At 57.7% G+C, this 16041-nt stretch carries 13 protein-coding genes and 1 pseudogene; 5 read left to right on the top strand and 9 right to left on the bottom strand.

Features of this window, described 5'->3' with window-relative positions:
- Positions 1-87 precede the first annotated feature (87 nt).
- Together SGP1_RS32635 and SGP1_RS23305 are read right to left on the bottom strand one after the other, a co-directional pair.
- Positions 88-609: pseudogene (locus SGP1_RS32635) on the bottom strand (SMP-30/gluconolactonase/LRE family protein).
- 49 nt (positions 610-658) lie between these two features.
- The gene (locus tag SGP1_RS23305) at positions 659-874 is read right to left on the bottom strand and encodes an SMP-30/gluconolactonase/LRE family protein (protein WP_050747393.1); all 216 of its coding nucleotides are present in this window, start codon (positions 872-874) and stop codon (positions 659-661) included.
- Between the two features lie 258 nt (positions 875-1132).
- Between SGP1_RS23305 and dapB the strand changes: the two genes are divergently transcribed.
- The 4 genes from dapB (at position 1133) to folA (ending at position 7488) form a co-directional block, all read left to right on the top strand.
- On the top strand, positions 1133-1954 hold the full coding sequence (gene dapB / locus SGP1_RS03845; protein WP_011410281.1) for a 4-hydroxy-tetrahydrodipicolinate reductase: 822 nt from the start codon (positions 1133-1135) through the stop codon (positions 1952-1954).
- Positions 1955-2421: 467 nt separating this feature from the next.
- Positions 2422-3576 carry a glutamine-hydrolyzing carbamoyl-phosphate synthase small subunit gene (carA, locus tag SGP1_RS03850; protein WP_011410282.1) on the top strand — a complete coding sequence of 385 codons (1155 nt, stop codon included), beginning with the start codon at positions 2422-2424 and terminating at the stop codon, positions 3574-3576.
- A gap of 1 nt (position 3577) precedes the next feature.
- Positions 3578-6802, top strand: coding sequence for a carbamoyl-phosphate synthase large subunit (gene carB, locus SGP1_RS03855; RefSeq protein WP_011410283.1), 3225 nt, complete (start codon positions 3578-3580; stop codon positions 6800-6802).
- A 200-nt stretch (positions 6803-7002) separates the two neighbouring features.
- A complete protein-coding gene (gene folA / locus SGP1_RS03860) occupies positions 7003-7488 on the top strand; it encodes a type 3 dihydrofolate reductase (protein WP_011410284.1) in 486 nt (161 codons plus the stop codon).
- Between the two features lie 90 nt (positions 7489-7578).
- Here folA and apaH read toward each other — a convergent pair whose 3' ends face one another.
- The 6 genes from apaH to lptD all read right to left on the bottom strand — a co-directional run bounded on the left by apaH (position 7579) and on the right by lptD (position 14316).
- The gene (gene apaH, locus SGP1_RS03865; protein ID WP_011410285.1) at positions 7579-8427 is read right to left on the bottom strand and encodes a bis(5'-nucleosyl)-tetraphosphatase (symmetrical) ApaH; all 849 of its coding nucleotides are present in this window, start codon (positions 8425-8427) and stop codon (positions 7579-7581) included.
- Between the two features lie 2 nt (positions 8428-8429).
- A complete protein-coding gene (apaG, locus tag SGP1_RS03870; RefSeq protein WP_011410286.1) occupies positions 8430-8807 on the bottom strand; it encodes a Co2+/Mg2+ efflux protein ApaG in 378 nt (125 codons plus the stop codon).
- Positions 8808-8820: 13 nt separating this feature from the next.
- Complete coding sequence (gene rsmA / locus SGP1_RS03875; RefSeq protein WP_011410287.1) at positions 8821-9639, bottom strand: 16S rRNA (adenine(1518)-N(6)/adenine(1519)-N(6))-dimethyltransferase RsmA; 819 nt, start codon at positions 9637-9639, stop codon at positions 8821-8823.
- Positions 9632-10624, bottom strand: a complete 993-nt coding sequence (gene pdxA / locus SGP1_RS03880) for a 4-hydroxythreonine-4-phosphate dehydrogenase PdxA (protein WP_011410288.1) — start codon at positions 10622-10624, stop codon at positions 9632-9634. The genes rsmA and pdxA overlap by 8 nt, the downstream gene beginning before the upstream one ends.
- Positions 10614-11909 (bottom strand): peptidylprolyl isomerase SurA, encoded by a 1296-nt coding sequence (surA, locus tag SGP1_RS03885; protein ID WP_011410289.1) that lies wholly within the window; start codon positions 11907-11909, stop codon positions 10614-10616. The genes pdxA and surA overlap by 11 nt, the downstream gene beginning before the upstream one ends.
- A 64-nt stretch (positions 11910-11973) precedes the next feature.
- On the bottom strand, positions 11974-14316 hold the full coding sequence (gene lptD / locus SGP1_RS03890) for an LPS assembly protein LptD (RefSeq protein ID WP_011410290.1): 2343 nt from the start codon (positions 14314-14316) through the stop codon (positions 11974-11976).
- A 183-nt stretch (positions 14317-14499) separates the two neighbouring features.
- On the opposite strand from lptD, the gene djlA reads away from it, so the two are divergent.
- Positions 14500-15324: a co-chaperone DjlA gene (gene djlA, locus SGP1_RS03895; RefSeq protein ID WP_011410291.1), complete on the top strand. Its 825-nt coding sequence runs from the start codon at positions 14500-14502 to the stop codon at positions 15322-15324.
- 40 nt (positions 15325-15364) lie between these two features.
- On the opposite strand, the gene rluA is transcribed toward djlA, so the two are convergent.
- Positions 15365-16018: a bifunctional tRNA pseudouridine(32) synthase/23S rRNA pseudouridine(746) synthase RluA gene (rluA, locus tag SGP1_RS03900; RefSeq protein WP_011410292.1), complete on the bottom strand. Its 654-nt coding sequence runs from the start codon at positions 16016-16018 to the stop codon at positions 15365-15367.
- Positions 16019-16041: the final 23 nt, after the last annotated feature.

A 16041-nucleotide genomic window follows, 5' to 3' on the forward strand; every position in this document is an offset into this window, starting at 1 on the left:
CCTTTACCCTGGTCGGCGGTGCAGACCGCTGGCGAGGCTTAATCGAACCGGAATCGATACGTTGGCGCGCCGGGGGCAGTAAGTTGCTTACGCGCCGAGGTAATGTACAAGGGTCGTGCCGTCAGGACCGCCGAAAGCGCAGCAGCTGGGCTGTATGACCGGTAGCGGCACATGTTCTGCCAGCGTCAGCGTCCCCTGACGAATACGGTAGCGGCTCAGGCAACCGTGGCCGAAGCGGGCGGTAATCAGCTCCCCCTCGCGGCTGAGCGCCGAACCGTCAGGCGTCATATCATCGGCGGGGTGCCTGCGCATTTCCTGCGGCAGAATTCCCAGGCCGCTGGCCGAGAAGAACAATCGTTCCGCGCTATCAGCGAACTAGACGCGATCTTCATGCCAGGCGAGCTTGTTGGGAATGGTCATCGCGCCCTCCATCTTCACCGGCCGGGTATCGCCCGGGGAGAAACGATACCAGCCGCCGAGCGGCGCTGACTCGTTAACGTCCATGGTGCTGAACCACAGGAATCGGTCAGGAGCGATAGCGGCCTCGTTCGGTCGGGTACCCTGCCGCGTCCAGCGGGTAGGGGCACAGAGTTGTCGGTTGCGCCTCATGATCGTCCCATTGATACAGCAGGATGCCCTGGTCGCTCACCAGTAGAAACTATTCATGGCGCTCGTTCAATAGTGCGGCGCTGAACAAGGTTGCGAACGGACGCTGCTCGATGACATCCCTCGTCGGCCAATAGCGCAGCAGGCGCTGCTGCTCAATATTTACCCACAGCAGGGACGGGCTGTGATTGCACCAGACCGGGGATTCACCCAACTGAGCGCGGTAAGGGCCCACCGGACGCACTGGGCCGTTGAAAAACGTTTCCATCCTGACCTCTTCTTCGTTTGCTTCCCGATAAGCCCTAAGTGTAGCGGTTTTGTTCCGGGGAAAAGCGCATCAACGTGGCTGAGGTGAATAATTATTCAAAGTGCGCGGCACCGTGCAAAAAAGTCGATTGCCAGCATTGTTGCTTATCAGCTGCGCGCCCTATCGCGAATTCATTATCGCAACGGATTTTTGCTGGCGGCGATGCACGGGCGCGGTTAACCTGAGGATAAATGACAGGTCATAAGAGTGAGAAGGTTCATGAGCAATACATCAATCCGCATTGCGGTAGCCGGCGCGGGCGGCCGGATGGGGCGCCAGCTTATTCAGGCTGTGGCGCAGTCGGAACAGGCGACGCTGGGCGCCGCGTTAACCCGTACCGATTCGGCATTGTGCGGTGTAGACGCCGGTGAGCTGGCCGGTATCGGTGCCCTGGGTGTAGCGATAAGCGGCGAGCTGGCAGCGGTAAAAGACGACTTTGACATCCTTATCGATTTCACCCGTCCCGACGCCAGCATGGCGTATCTGGCATTCTGCCGTCGGCATCATAAAGGTATCGTTATCGGCACGACCGGCTTCAGCGATGCCCAGAAAGAGGCCATCAGAGCTGAGGCGCAAGAGACGGGCGTTGTTTTCGCCGCCAACTTCAGCGTTGGCGTCAACCTGATGCTCAAGCTGCTGGAAAAGGCGGCGCAGGTGATGGGGGAGGAAGCCGATATTGAAATTATCGAGGCCCATCACCGCCACAAAGTGGATGCTCCCTCGGGCACCGCGCTGGCCATGGGCGAAGCGATAGCCGGCGCGCTCGGGCGCGATCTGGCCCGCTGCGCCGTGTACAGCCGTGAAGGGCACACCGGCGAACGTAAAGCTAAAAGTATCGGTTTCGCCACGGTGCGGGCCGGTGACATTGTGGGTGAGCATACCGCGATGTTTGCCGAGATCGGCGAGCGTCTGGAGATTACCCATAAGGCTTCCAGCAGGATGACGTTTGCCAGCGGGGCAGTTCGTGCCGCCGTTTGGCTTTCTGGCCAGAAAAGGGGTTTTTTTGACATGGTAAATGTGCTTAATCTCGATAAAATTTAACCCATTTTCCGGCAGTCATGCCAAAATTAACGACATATCGTGATGATTTTAATATAAAAAAAATACCGTCGGATGCAGTATTGTTTTTTTTCTGTGTTATTGGCGTTTTATATACTAATAGGCTAAAATGTAGCATTTGACGCTGATTTTTTTGCGGCGTATGGCGGTTTTTTCCGCTAAAGTACCTTTTTAAGCATTCCCTGCCGCGCTGGCGGCAATAAAATGGCGGGCAACCGTTTTCTCGGCCGGTTTTATTCTCTTTTTTAACCTGTTCATGCTGTCATTTCCCTAAAGTAGACGAAAGCAGATAAATATTCTTCCTTTTGGGTAGACAAAGTGCAGGGTCATCTTTAAAATGCGCCCAATTTGCCAAAATTCTACCTTACAGGTGATTTTTGCATTGATTCCCCCCATTTTTAATGAATTAATATGCAAATATAATGACTGAATATTCCTTGGAGGGTGTTTTGATAAAGTCAGCGCTGTTGGTTCTGGAAGACGGAACCCAATTCCACGGTCGGGCCATTGGTGCAGAGGGCACGGCGGTGGGGGAAGTGGTTTTCAATACGTCAATTACCGGTTATCAAGAAATCCTCACTGATCCTTCCTATTCCCGCCAAATCGTCACCCTTACTTATCCCCATATCGGCAATGCCGGCACTAATGAAGCAGACAATGAATCACCCCGCGTGCAGGCGCAGGCGCTGGTGATCCGCGATCTGCCGCTCATCGCCAGCAACTTTCGCGATACGCTGTCGCTGTCGGACTACCTGAAGCAGCAGAATATTGTCGGCATCGCCGATATAGATACCCGTAAGCTGACGCGTTTGCTGCGGGAGAAGGGAGCGCAAAACGGCTGTATTATTGCCGGCGATGCCCCGGACGCGCAGCTGGCGCTGCGTAAAGCCCGTGAATTTCCCGGTCTGAACGACATGGATTTGGCGAAAGAAGTGAGCACCACCGAACAGTACAGCTGGACCCAGGGCAGCTGGACCCTGGAAGGAGGCCTGCCCGCGCCGGCGACGGATCTGCCCTATCATGTGGTGGCCTACGACTACGGCATCAAGCGCAATATCATGCGCATGCTGGTAGATCGCGGCTGCCGATTGACGGTGGTGCCGGCGCAGACTCCGGCCGAAACGGTGCTGGCGATGAATCCGGACGGCATCTTCCTGGCTAACGGTCCCGGCGACCCGGCGCCCTGCGATTACGCGATCGCCGCGATTCAGACCTTCCTTACCACCGATATTCCGCTGTTAGGCATCTGTCTTGGCCACCAGCTGCTGGCGCTGGCCAGCGGCGCCAAAACCGTGAAGATGAAGTTCGGTCACCACGGCGGCAACCATCCGGTTAAAGATCTGGCGGCAGATCGGGTGATGATCACCGCCCAGAACCACGGTTTCGCGGTGGATGAGAAAACGCTGCCCGACACGCTCAGGGTGACGCATACCTCGCTGTTCGACAGCACGCTGCAGGGCCTGCACCGTACTGATAAACCGGCTTTCAGCTTCCAGGGGCATCCCGAGGCCAGCCCTGGCCCGCACGACGCCGCACCGCTGTTTGACCATTTTATCGAGCTCATCAACGCTTATCGCTCAAAGCCTAATGTATCAGGAGCCTGAGATGCCAAAACGTACCGATATAAAAAGTATCCTGATCCTCGGCGCTGGTCCTATCGTTATCGGCCAAGCCTGTGAGTTCGATTACTCCGGCGCGCAAGCGTGCAAAGCCCTGCGCGAGGAAGGCTACCGCGTAGTGCTGGTGAATTCCAACCCCGCTACCATCATGACCGACCCTGACATGGCCGATGCCACTTATATCGAGCCAATCCACTGGGAAGTGGTGCGTAAAATCATTGAAAAGGAGCGGCCGGACGCGCTGCTGCCAACCATGGGCGGCCAGACGGCGCTCAACTGCGCGCTGGAGCTGGGGCGTGAAGGGGTGCTGAAAGAATTCGGCGTCGAGATGATCGGCGCTACCGCTGACGCGATCGATAAGGCGGAGGATCGCCAGCGTTTCGATAAGGCGATGAAAAAAATTGGTCTGGAAACTGCTCGCTCCGGCATTGCCCATACCATGGACGAGGCTCTGGCGGTGGCGGCGGATGTCGGTTTCCCCTGTATCATCCGCCCGTCGTTCACCATGGGCGGCACCGGCGGCGGCATTGCCTATAATCGCGAAGAGTTTGAAGAGATTTGCGAGTGCGGTCTGGATCTGTCACCTACCACCGAACTGCTGATCGATGAATCGCTTATCGGTTGGAAAGAGTACGAAATAGAGGTGGTGCGCGATAAAAAAGACAACTGCATTATCGTTTGTTCCATTGAAAACGTCGACCCGATGGGGATCCACACCGGCGACTCGATAACCGTCGCGCCGGCGCAGACCCTGACCGACAAAGAATACCAAATCATGCGTAACGCCTCGATGGCGGTACTGCGTGAAATCGGCGTGGAAACCGGCGGCTCCAACGTCCAGTTCTCGGTCAATCCGAAAACCGGCCGGCTTATCATTATCGAGATGAACCCGCGCGTTTCCCGCTCCTCCGCTCTGGCGTCCAAGGCTACCGGCTTCCCTATCGCCAAGGTGGCCGCCAAGTTGGCGGTGGGTTATACCCTTGATGAGCTGATGAACGACATTACCGGCGGTCGCACGCCAGCCTCCTTCGAGCCGTCCATCGACTATGTGGTCACCAAAATCCCACGCTTCAACTTTGAGAAGTTCTCAGGCACCAACCACCGCCTGACCACGCAGATGAAATCGGTCGGCGAGGTCATGGCTATCGGCCGCACCCAGCAAGAGTCGTTACAAAAGGCGCTGCGCGGACTGGAAGTGGGCGCCAGTGGCTTCGATCCCAAGGTCAACCTTGATGATCCGGAAGCGTTGACCACCCTGCGGCGTGAGCTGAAGGACGCCGGCGGAGAGCGTATCTGGTATGTGGCCGACGCATTCCGCGCCGGCATGTCGGTGGATGGCGTATTCAACCTGACCAACATCGACCGCTGGTTCCTGGTGCAAATTGAGGAACTGGTCAAACTGGAAAACGACGTGGCTGAGCGCGGCGTCACCGCGCTCAGCACCAATTATTTGCGTCAGCTGAAACGCAAAGGCTTTGCCGATGCGCGTCTGGCCGCGCTGGTGGGCGTCGCGGAGGCGGAAATCCGCAAATTACGCGAAAGCTACGATTTGCATCCGGTGTACAAGCGGGTCGATACCTGCGCCGCCGAGTTTGTTACCGATACCGCCTACATGTACTCGACCTACGACGAAGAGTGTGAATCCCAGCCGCATCAGGATCGTGAAAAAATCATGGTGCTTGGCGGTGGGCCGAACCGGATAGGGCAGGGCATCGAGTTTGACTACTGTTGTGTACACGCCTCGCTGGCGCTGCGGGAAGACGGTTACGAGACCATCATGGTCAACTGTAATCCCGAGACGGTCTCCACCGATTACGACACCTCCGATCGCCTCTATTTCGAGCCGGTGACCCTGGAAGACGTGCTGGAAATTGTACGTATCGAAAAGCCCAAGGGCGTCATTGTCCAGTACGGTGGTCAAACGCCGCTGAAGCTGGCCCACTCGCTGGAAGCCGCCGGCGTGCCGGTGATAGGCACTAGCCCGGACTCTATCGACCGGGCGGAAGACCGGGAACGGTTCCAGCAGGCGGTCGAGCGTTTGGGGCTGAAACAGCCGGCCAATGCGACCGTCACCACCATCGATCTGGCGGTGGAGAAAGCCGCGACCATCGGTTATCCCCTGGTGGTCCGCCCCTCCTACGTTCTCGGAGGCCGGGCGATGGAAATCGTTTACGACGACACGGATCTGCTGCGCTACTTCCACAATGCGGTCAGTGTCTCTAACAACGCGCCCGTGCTGCTTGACCGGTTTTTGGACGATGCTGTGGAAGTGGACGTGGACGCGGTTTGCGACGGTGAAAACGTGCTGATAGGCGGCATTATGGAGCATATCGAGCAGGCCGGGGTACACTCCGGCGACTCGGCCTGTTCGCTGCCGGCCTATACGCTGAGCCGTGAGATTCAGGACGTCATGCGCCAGCAGGTGGAGAAGCTGGCGTTTGAACTGCAGGTCAGAGGCCTGATGAACGTGCAGTTCGCCGTGAAGGACAATGAGGTATACCTGATTGAGGTCAATCCGCGCGCCGCGCGCACGGTGCCGTTTGTGTCCAAGGCCACCGGCGTGGCCCTGGCGAAAGTTGCCGCCCGGGTGATGGTCGGCAAATCGTTGCAGCAGCAGGGTGTGACCCGCGAGGTTATCCCGCCCTACTACTCGGTGAAAGAAGTGGTGCTGCCGTTTAACAAATTCCCCGGCGTGGACCCGATCCTCGGCCCGGAAATGCGCTCCACCGGTGAAGTCATGGGCGTGGGACGGACGTTCGCCGAAGCGTTCGCCAAGGCGATGCTTGGCAGCCAGTCACGCATGAAGAAAAGCGGCCGCGCGCTGCTGTCAGTGCGCGAAGACGACAAAGACCGGGTAGTCGATTTGGCGGCCAAGCTGCTGAAACACGGTTTTGAGCTGGATGCGACCCACGGCACGGCGGTGATTCTGGGAGAGGCCGGAATTAATCCGCGTCTGGTCAATAAAGTTCACGAGGGGCGGCCGCATATTCAGGACCGAATCAAAAACGGTGAATACAGCTATATCGTCAACACGACCGCCGGCCGCCAGGCCATTGAGGACTCCAAACTCATCCGGCGCAGCGCCCTGCAATATAAAGTGCATTATGACACGACCCTGAACGGCGGCTTCGCGACTGCGATGTCCCTTAACGCCGACGCCACCGCCCAGGTGATTTCGGTACAGGAAATGCACGCGCAAATCACGGAGTAAAGTCACTCCTGGCAGTGCTGAAAAGGGTGCGAAAGCACCCTTTTTTATGGCTGTTTCGCTCCGGTTTAACCGATTTCATTCTGCCGGCGCGGTGCTTTTAAGCGCTTTCTGAAATTTGTCACGCCTTACAATGGCAGCTATCGACGCCCCGGATCTCTTTCCGTATAGTGTCAGCAATTTTGTTGCCTGTAAGGTCTTTTATGATTATTAGCCTGATTGCCGCTCTGGCGGTAGATCGTGTGATTGGGATGGAAAATACCATGCCTTGGCACCTTTCCGCCGATCTGGCTTGGTTCAAGCGTAACACGCTTAATAAACCGGTCATCATGGGGCGTAGAACGTTTGAGTCCATCGGCAAGCCGCTGCCGGGAAGACAGAATATCGTGTTAAGCAGCCATCCCGGCGATAACGACGCCGTGACCTGGGTGACGACGCCGGCGCAGGCGCTGGCGGCGGCGGGTGAGGTGGTTGAGGTGATGGTGATCGGCGGCGGTAAGGTCTACGAGACGTTTCTGCCCCAGGCCGGGCGGCTCTATCTGACCCATATCGACGCTGAAGTGGACGGTGACACCTGGTTTCCCGACTATGAACCGGATGAATGGCGCTCTACCTTCAGCGCATTTCATGACGCTGACGAGAAGAATACCCACAGCTACTGCTTTGAAATCCTGGATCGACGCGTTTGATGCCAGACCCTCCCGGGGCGCCCCCGCGCTGGATTCGGAACACCGCCGAACCGTCAGGCCGTTAAACCGCCAGATTAAGGGGCGTGGACCTCAGGCGCTGATGGGATTTTCGACGCTGGTTTCGTTTTGACGGTTCGAGGGTACGCGGGTAAACGCCTTGTCTTCCCAACGCAGCAGGGTCAATTCGCCGCCCCAACAGCAGCCGGTGTCAAGCCCGTAGATGTGCGCCGGCGTTCCCTGGCCCATCAGCGAGGCCCAATGACCGAAAACAATGCTATAGCGCTCAGACACTGGCCCCGGTAGCGCGAACCACGGCCGCAGCGGCGTCGACGCTTTTTCCGGAGTATCCTTGCAGTTCATTTCCAGCTGACCGTTGGGGAAGCAGTAGCGCATGCGGGTAAAGACATTGGTACTGAACCGCAGGCGCGCCAGACCGCTTAGCTCAGGGCTCCAGTTGTTAGGCATATCGCCGTACATGGCGTCGAGGAACAGCGGATAGCTGTCGCTCTTCAGTACCGCTTCCACCTCACGGGCGCACTGGCGCGCCGTGGCGAGGTCCCACTGCGGCGTAATGCCGGCGTGAGCCATGACCAATTTTTTCTCTTCATCCACCTGTAGCACCGGCTGACGGCGGAGCCAGTTGATTAATTCATCAGCGTCCGGCGCTTCCAGCAGCGGCGTGATGCGATCTTTCGGCTTATTGCGGCTGATGCCGGCATACACCGCCAAAAGATGGAGATCGTGATTGCCCAGCACCAACTGTACGCTGTCGCCCAGACTGCGCACCAGACGCAATACCTCTAGCGAACCGGTCCCGCGCGCGACCAGATCGCCGGTCAGCCACAGCGTATCCACCGCTGGATCGAACCGGACCTGCGCCAATATGATTTTCAGCTCATCGTAGCAGCCGTGAATATCACCAATTAAATAAGTCGACATAGTTAGTTTATAAGAGAAGGAATCGCCAGGCGGAAGACGGGGATGGCAACGTGAAATCCCTGTCCTTGGTCATCGACCATATCGTAATGGCCTTGCATGGTACCCAGAGGGGTTTCCAGCACCGCGCCGCTGGTGTATTGAAACTCGCCACCGGGCAGAATGCGCGGCTTTTCACCGACGACGCCCTCGCCCTGAACCTCTGTCTCTTGACCGTTGGCATTGGTGATCAACCAGTAACGTCCTATCAGCTGCACAGGGTGCCGACCCAAATTGCGCAGCGTGATGGTATAAGCAAAGACATAACGATCACTTTCCGGCTGAGACTGCGTCTCGATGTACATGCTCTGAACCTGAACACAGACACGGGGCGAGTTAATCATCAAAGCACTCCTGTTAGTCTTGTGAAACGGTGCGCTCCGCCAGCACGTTGGCTAAACGGCAATAAAGCTCAACGCTCACATTTTCCGCGCGCAGCGTTGCGTCGATACCCTGTTCCGCCAGCTGTTGCGCGCTAAAAAGATTACCCAGGCTATTACGCAACGTCTTGCGGCGCTGGTTGAACGCCAGGCTGGTCAAGGTGGCGAGTTTGCTCAGATCCTTCACCGGGAACGGCAGCGTGGCATAGGGTACCAGCCGCACCACCGCCGAATCCACTTTCGGCGCCGGCCGAAACGAGGCAGGCGGCACTTCCAGCACCGGGATGATCTGGCAGTAATACTGGGCCATGACGCTTAACCGGCCGTAGGCCTTGCCGTTCGGGCCGTCCACCAGTCGGTTGACCACCTCTTTTTGCAGCATGAAGTGCATATCGCGAATGGCATGAGTATAGCTGAAAAGGTGAAACATAAGCGGCGTGGAAATATTGTACGGCAGATTACCGAAGACCCGCAGCGGCTGCCCCCGTTCGGCGGACAGCGCGGCAAAATCGACCGTCATCGCGTCCTTCTGCACAATGTTCAGCTTGGACTGTAAAAAAGGATGGCTGGCCAGACGGGCGGCCAGATCGCGGTCGAGCTCGATAACAGTCATCTCATCGACGCGCTCCGCCACCGGTTCGGTCAGGGCGCCGAGGCCGGGCCCGATTTCCACTATTGCCTGGCCGGGCTGCGGATGAATGGCGGCAACAATAGCATCAATGATTGAGCTGTCGTGCAGAAAGTTCTGGCCGAAACGCTTGCGCGCCAGATGCCCCTGATGTACGCGGTTATTCATTACGATGTTTTATCATGTCGATGGCGATATTAAGAGCCGTTTTGATACTGCCGGCCTCCGCCTGACCCGATCCGGCCAGCTCCAGCGCGGTGCCGTGATCGACGGAGGTACGAATGAAGGGGAGTCCCAGCGTGATATTGACCGCCCGGCCGAATCCCTGATACTTCAGTACCGGCAGACCCTGATCGTGATACATCGCCAGCACCGCGTCCGCCTGCTGCAGATATTTCGGTTGAAACAAGGTATCGGCGGGCAGGGGACCGACGAGATTATAACCTTTGGCGCGCAGCGTATCCAGGGCTGGCGTTATCACCTCGATTTCTTCCCGGCCCATATGGCCGCCTTCGCCAGCGTGGGGATTCAGCCCGCATACGTAGATGCACGGCTGCGCGATGCCGAATTGCTGCTGCAGATCGTGGACCAGAATCGTTATGACTTCATCGAGGGACTGGCGGGTGACGGCCCCCGGAACCGCCAGCAGCGGCAAATGAGTGGTCGCCAATGCGACGCGCAGCGATTCGGTGGCCAGCATCATCACGACCCTTTCGCGGCCGCTGCGCTGGGCGAAATATTCCGTATGGCCGCTGAATGGTAGGCCACCGTCGTTGATGACGCCCTTATGTACCGGGCCCGTGAGCAACGCCGCGAACTCACCGTTAAGACAGCTATCGCAGGCGCGGGCCAGCGTTTCGACCACGTAATGACTGTTGGCGACGTTGAGCTCACCGGCGGCGACCGGCGCCGGCGTATCAATGGCCAGCACCGTCAGCTCGCCGGCCGGCCGCGGGGTAGCCGGTTGTTCAGGCCGATAGGAGTGCAGCCGCAGCGGCAGGCCAAGCTGCTGCGCCCGCGCCGTCAGCAGTGCGGGATCGGCGCAAATGACCAGTTCAACCGGCCACGCCTGCTGGGCCAGCGCGGCGACAAGGTCCGGACCAATCCCGGCGGGTTCGCCGGGGGTGATGACAATGCGTTGATTACTGCCCATTGCTATCGAGGATTTTCACGTAAGCGGACGCGCGCTGCTCCTGCATCCAGGTTTGCGCCTCTTCAGCAAACTTGCGGTTAAACAGCAGCCGGTAGGCGCGATCTTTCTGGGCAGCGTCGGTACGGTCCACCTGGCGGGTGTCGATAAGCTGAATCAGATGCCAGCCGAAGGAGGAGTGCACCGGCGTACTGATTTCCCCTTTCTTCAGGTGCATCAGCGCGTTGCGGAACGCTGGATCGAAGGCATCGGCTGAGCTCCAGCCCAGATCGCCGCCCTGATTTGCCGAGCCCGGATCTTCGGACAGCTGTTTGGCGGCGGCGGCGAAGCTGATACGTCCGCTCTTGATTTGCGCCGCGATATCTTCAAGCTTGGCGCGGGCCTGCTGGTCGGTCATCACGACCGAGGTGCGCAGCATAATATGGCGCGCATGTACTTCGGTGACCGCCACTTTCTGATCGCCGCCGCGGATGTCGTTAACTTTCAGAATATGGAAGCCGACGCCGGAACGAATCGGGCCGACAATGCTGCCCTTTTGAGCGCCCTGAAGGCGCGCCGCGAACAGCGATGGGAGCTCTTCTAGTTTCCCCCAGCCCATCTGGCCGCCTTTCAGCGCCTGGGCATCGGCGGAGTAAGTAATTGCCAACTTTCCGAAGTCGGCGCCGCTTTTGCTTTGCTCGACAATTGAGGTGGCCAGTTCTTCCGCTTTGTCCAGTTGATCCTGCGTCGGGTTTTCCGGTAACGGGATGAGGATATGGCTGAGATTGAATTCGGCGCCGTTGCCGGTCTGGGCGGCAATTTGTTGCGCCAGCGACTCGACTTCCTGCGGCAAGATGGTGACGCGACGGCGGACTTCGCCGTTACGCACTTCGGCAATCAGCATCTCTTTGCGGATTTGCGTGCGATATGTGTTGTAGTCTATGCCGTCATAGGGCAGGCGGCTGCGCAGCTGATCGAGTGACATATGGTTCTGGGCGGCGATATTGCCGATGGCCTGATCCAGCTGCTCGTCGCTGATGGTGATATTGGTGCGCTGGGCCAGCTGCAAAATGATGTTATCCATAATCAGCCGGTCGAGGATCTGGCGGCGTAGCGTCGTGTCGTCCGGCAGCTGTTGGTTGGCTTCCTGAGCGCCGTGTTTCACCGTGGACAGCATATTGTCCACTTCGCTTTCCAGGACGATGCCGTTGTCCACCACGGCGGCAACTTTATCCACAACCTGCGGCGCGGCGAGCGCGCCGTTGGCGCACAGGGCGAGGCCGAGGATAAACGTTCTCCAGTTTTTCATAACTTTTCCATATATATCAGCCGCATATGCGGATTAAGTTCAATGTTTGCGTCGAGACTGCAGCTTAGAACGCCCGCTGATAGGGCAGAATGCCGGAGGCCAGCATCTTGTCCGTACCCAGGCCATAATTGCTGCTCAAACCGCGCAGTTCAATATTAAACGACACTTTGTTGTCGTACTGGCTGGAGCTGTCGGTGCTGTTCCAGCCGGTAATCTTCCGCTCATAGCCCACATTGATAGCCCAGCAGCAGGTGTTGTATTGCAGGCCGACCAGTTGGTCCGCCGGCTGATTCGCCTTGGTATCGTAATAATACGCCCCAACCAGCGACCAGCGGTCCACCAGCTGCCAGCTGCCGGTTACACCCACCTGCGAAATGCCCTGCTGATAGCCGGTATGGCTAATATCGGACAGCATTTGCTCAATATATTGCGGGCTGGCGTAATGGTAATTTAGCTGCAGGATGCGGTTTTCGTCGCGTCGGTACTCCAGCACCGCATCGCCCAACGCAACGCTGTTCAGCCGGGAGTCATACTGCAGGCCGCCGCGGATCCCCCACTGATTGCTGATACGCCAGTAGCTATCTCCCGCCCATACCACGCTGCCGGTATTATCATAATTATCCCAGGTGCCGGTGATATCACCGGTACGAGGCCGCGAGAAGTAGTAGATTTGACCGACGGAAGCGTTAAATCGTTCCGCGCGCTGATCGTCATAAATTCGGGTGGTGACACCGCCCGCCAATTGGTTGGCGGAGGAGATGCGGTCCAGGCCGCTGTAAGTTCGATCGCGGAACAGACCGGAGTAGTCGGTTTGCAGGATGGTGGAGTCATAGACGCCGATATCGTTCTGGTTGCGATAGGGCACATACAGGTACTGCAGGCGCGGTTCCAGCGTCTGCGTGTAGTCCGGTGCGTAATCCATATCGCGCTCGAACACCATCTTGCCGTCGGTTTTGAACTGCGGCAACACGCGGTTTACCGAGCCTTTCAGATGGCGGCCGGTGCCGGTATTTTCATTATATTCGTCGATATTTTCCTGCTGATAATGCGTGGCCATCAGCTTGGCTTCAGTATTTAAGCTGCCCCAACGGTTGGCCAGCGGCAGGTTGAGCGTGGGCTCGATGTGTAACCGAGTCGCTTCAGGGTAACTGTTGTTAACGTTGGTGAATTTGGCCGCCTGGCTGAATACTTTGAAGTCAAACGGACCAACGTCGTTTTTATAGTAGGTCACATCGAGCTGAGGAGCGGTGCGGTAAGCGTCGCTGCTGTTGGTGTCAAAGACCTGGAACTGTTTGTATGACAGGGCGGTGTCCCAGTTCTCGTCGGCATAGCCGAAACTGAATTTCTGCGTGGCGTAGCCGTCGGTGGTGCTACCGTATTTGGAATCCAGATCGTCAAAGTAGTTGGAGTCGCTGACTTTGGTGTAATCGACGTTAAAACGCCATACCTGATCCATGACCCCGTTGTGGCGCCAGTAGAGCAACCAGCGATCGCTATCGCCGTCGCTGGCGTGCTCGCTGCTGTAAACCCGGTCTTTAGGCAGCCAGTCGAACTCCACCAGCCCTTCGCCCGGTGTGGTGTGGTAGCGGAACTCGGTCTGGATCTGGGTACCGCGTTTACTCATGTAATTCGGCATGATCGTGGCGTCATAATTCGGCGCCAGATTCAGGTAATAGGGTGCGCTGAACTCGAAGCCGTTGTTGCTGCCGTATTTGGCATTGGGGATAAGAAAGCCGGAACGGCGCTTGTCGCCCACCGGTATTTGCAAATACGGGCTGTAGAATACCGGCACTTTGCCGATTTTAAAGCGCGCGTTCCAAATCTCGGCGACCTGCTCTTCGCGGTCGTGGATGACCTCCGATCCCACAACGCTCCAGCTGTCGTCCCCGGGCAAACAGGAGGTGAAACTGCCGTTTTCCAATACCGTATAGCGGTTATCGCCGCGCTGTTTCATAGTATCGGCGTCGCCGCGGCCTTGTCTGCCCACTATCTGGTAGTTGCCCTGATAGACATCCGTATCTTTGGTATTGAGATTGGACCAGGCTTTTGGCCCCTGCAGCTTGATCTCGTTGCTAGAATAATTGACATTCCCCGTGGCCGTGGCGGTACGCAGCGGCGCGTTGTTCTGCTCCTGGCGCTGCGTGAGCTGCACTTCATCGGCAGTGAGCGTGCTGTTGCCCTGTTCAATATACACGTTGCCGCTAAAGAGCGCATGTTCGGGATAATTCGCTGCGGCCTTGTCGGCCTGGATATGCACCGGCAGCGAATTGGCATCGCCGCTGACCAGCGGTTTGGTATAGGCCGGCACGCCCAACAGGCATTGATCCGCCAGATCGGCCAGCGCCTGCTGGCTATAAAGAGCGGACCCGATAAGGCTGGCCAGCAGTGTGGGTAAACGTTTTTTCATAAGCGTTTTTCAGGTGTTCCGTCATCCAGGGCTCATCGCGGCAAATGGTTAGAGGCTATATCACTCACCAGCGTTGCGCCAGTGTTAAATCCTGCCGTTTCGCCGCGCACCGTTAGGCTTAGCGTTAAATGACAGGTATGATAAAGCAATTTTGTACCGACGGCATGATGAATTGAGGAGTATATGCGTTATTGGGGTAAGCTGTTGGGCGTTATTCTGGCTATCTGGGCGGGCGGCGGTTTTTGGACCGTGGTGCTGGGCCTGTTAATAGGCCATATGGTGGACAAGGCACGGGGCGTCCGCGTGACCGGTCCCGGTTATTTTTCCGATCAACAAACCCGTCAAAACGTTTTTTTCCGCACCACGTTTCAGGTGATGGGCCATTTAACCAAATCCAAAGGGCGGGTTACCGAGGCGGACATTGTCAACGCCAACAGGCTGATGACGCGGATGCAGCTTAATGATGCGCTGAAAAGCGCCGCGCAGGAGGCGTTCCGCGAAGGGAAAGATAGCGATTTCCCGCTGCGCGGCCGGCTGCGCGAGTTTCGCCAGGTCTGCTTTGGTCGTTTCGATCTTATTCGCATGTTTTTGGAAATTCAGATCCAGGCGGCCTTCGCCGATGGCTCGCTGCATCCCAACGAACGGCAGGTGCTGTACGTTATCGCTGAAGAGCTGGGCATCAGCCGTGGCCAGTTTGACCAGTTCCTCAGCATGATGGAGGGAGGCGCGCAGTTCGGCGGACAGCAGGAGTCTTATCAGGGCGGCTATCGTCAGCCGGGACGGTCGCAGGGGCCGACGCTGGAAGACGCCTGCAAAGTGCTCGGCGTCAGCCCGCAGGACGATGGTCCGACGATTAAGCGCGCCTACCGCAAGCTGATGAGCGAGCATCATCCCGACAAGCTGGTGGCGAAAGGCCTGCCGCCGGAGATGATGGAGATGGCCAAACAGAAGACCCAGGCGATTCAGCAAGCCTATGATTTGCTGAAGCGGGAGAAAGGGTTTCGCTAAGCGGAACGCTGGCCGATGGTTAGCCGCCGCGTTATCGCGCTTAAAAATCCGCTTCGCAGTGAAAATGAATAGGCGATCCGTATTGGGGATGGGTGATGGCCAGCGTTTGCGCGTGCAGCAAGAGCCGGGGTGCCATCGCTTTGGCTTCAGGCGTGGCGTAAAACCCGTCGCCCAGGATGGGATGACCCAGGGACTGTATATGCACCCGCAACTGATGCGAGCGGCCGGTCATCGGCGTTAGGCGCACCCGGGCGCTGCCGTCGGGGTCGCGGGACAGTACCTCATAGTGGGTTAGCGCCGCTTTACCCGTGCCGAAACAGACCTTTTGCCGTGGCCGGTTAGGCCAGTCGCAAATCAGCGGCAGGTCAATGTCGCCTTCATCGCAGGCGGGATGCCCGTAGACGCTGGCAATATAGGTTTTGCGCGGCTCGCGCTCGCGAAACTGGCGTTTCAGCTCACGCTCTGCGGCCTTGGTCAGCGCCACCACCAGTACGCCGCTGGTGGCCATATCCAGCCGGTGCACCGATTCCGCCTGGGGGAAATTCGCCTGAATCCGCGTCATGACACTGTCTCTGTGCTCCGGCGCACGCCCGGGCACTGACAATAACCCGCTCGGCTTATTGACCGCCATGATGTGCGTATCCTGATAAAGGATATGCAGCCAGGGCATTTGCGGGGGATGATAAGGTTCCATAGGTCTCCGGGTGATCCCGGTGG

Source organism: Sodalis glossinidius str. 'morsitans' (assembly GCF_000010085.1).
Taxonomy (GTDB): Bacteria; Pseudomonadota; Gammaproteobacteria; order Enterobacterales; family Enterobacteriaceae; genus Sodalis; species Sodalis glossinidius.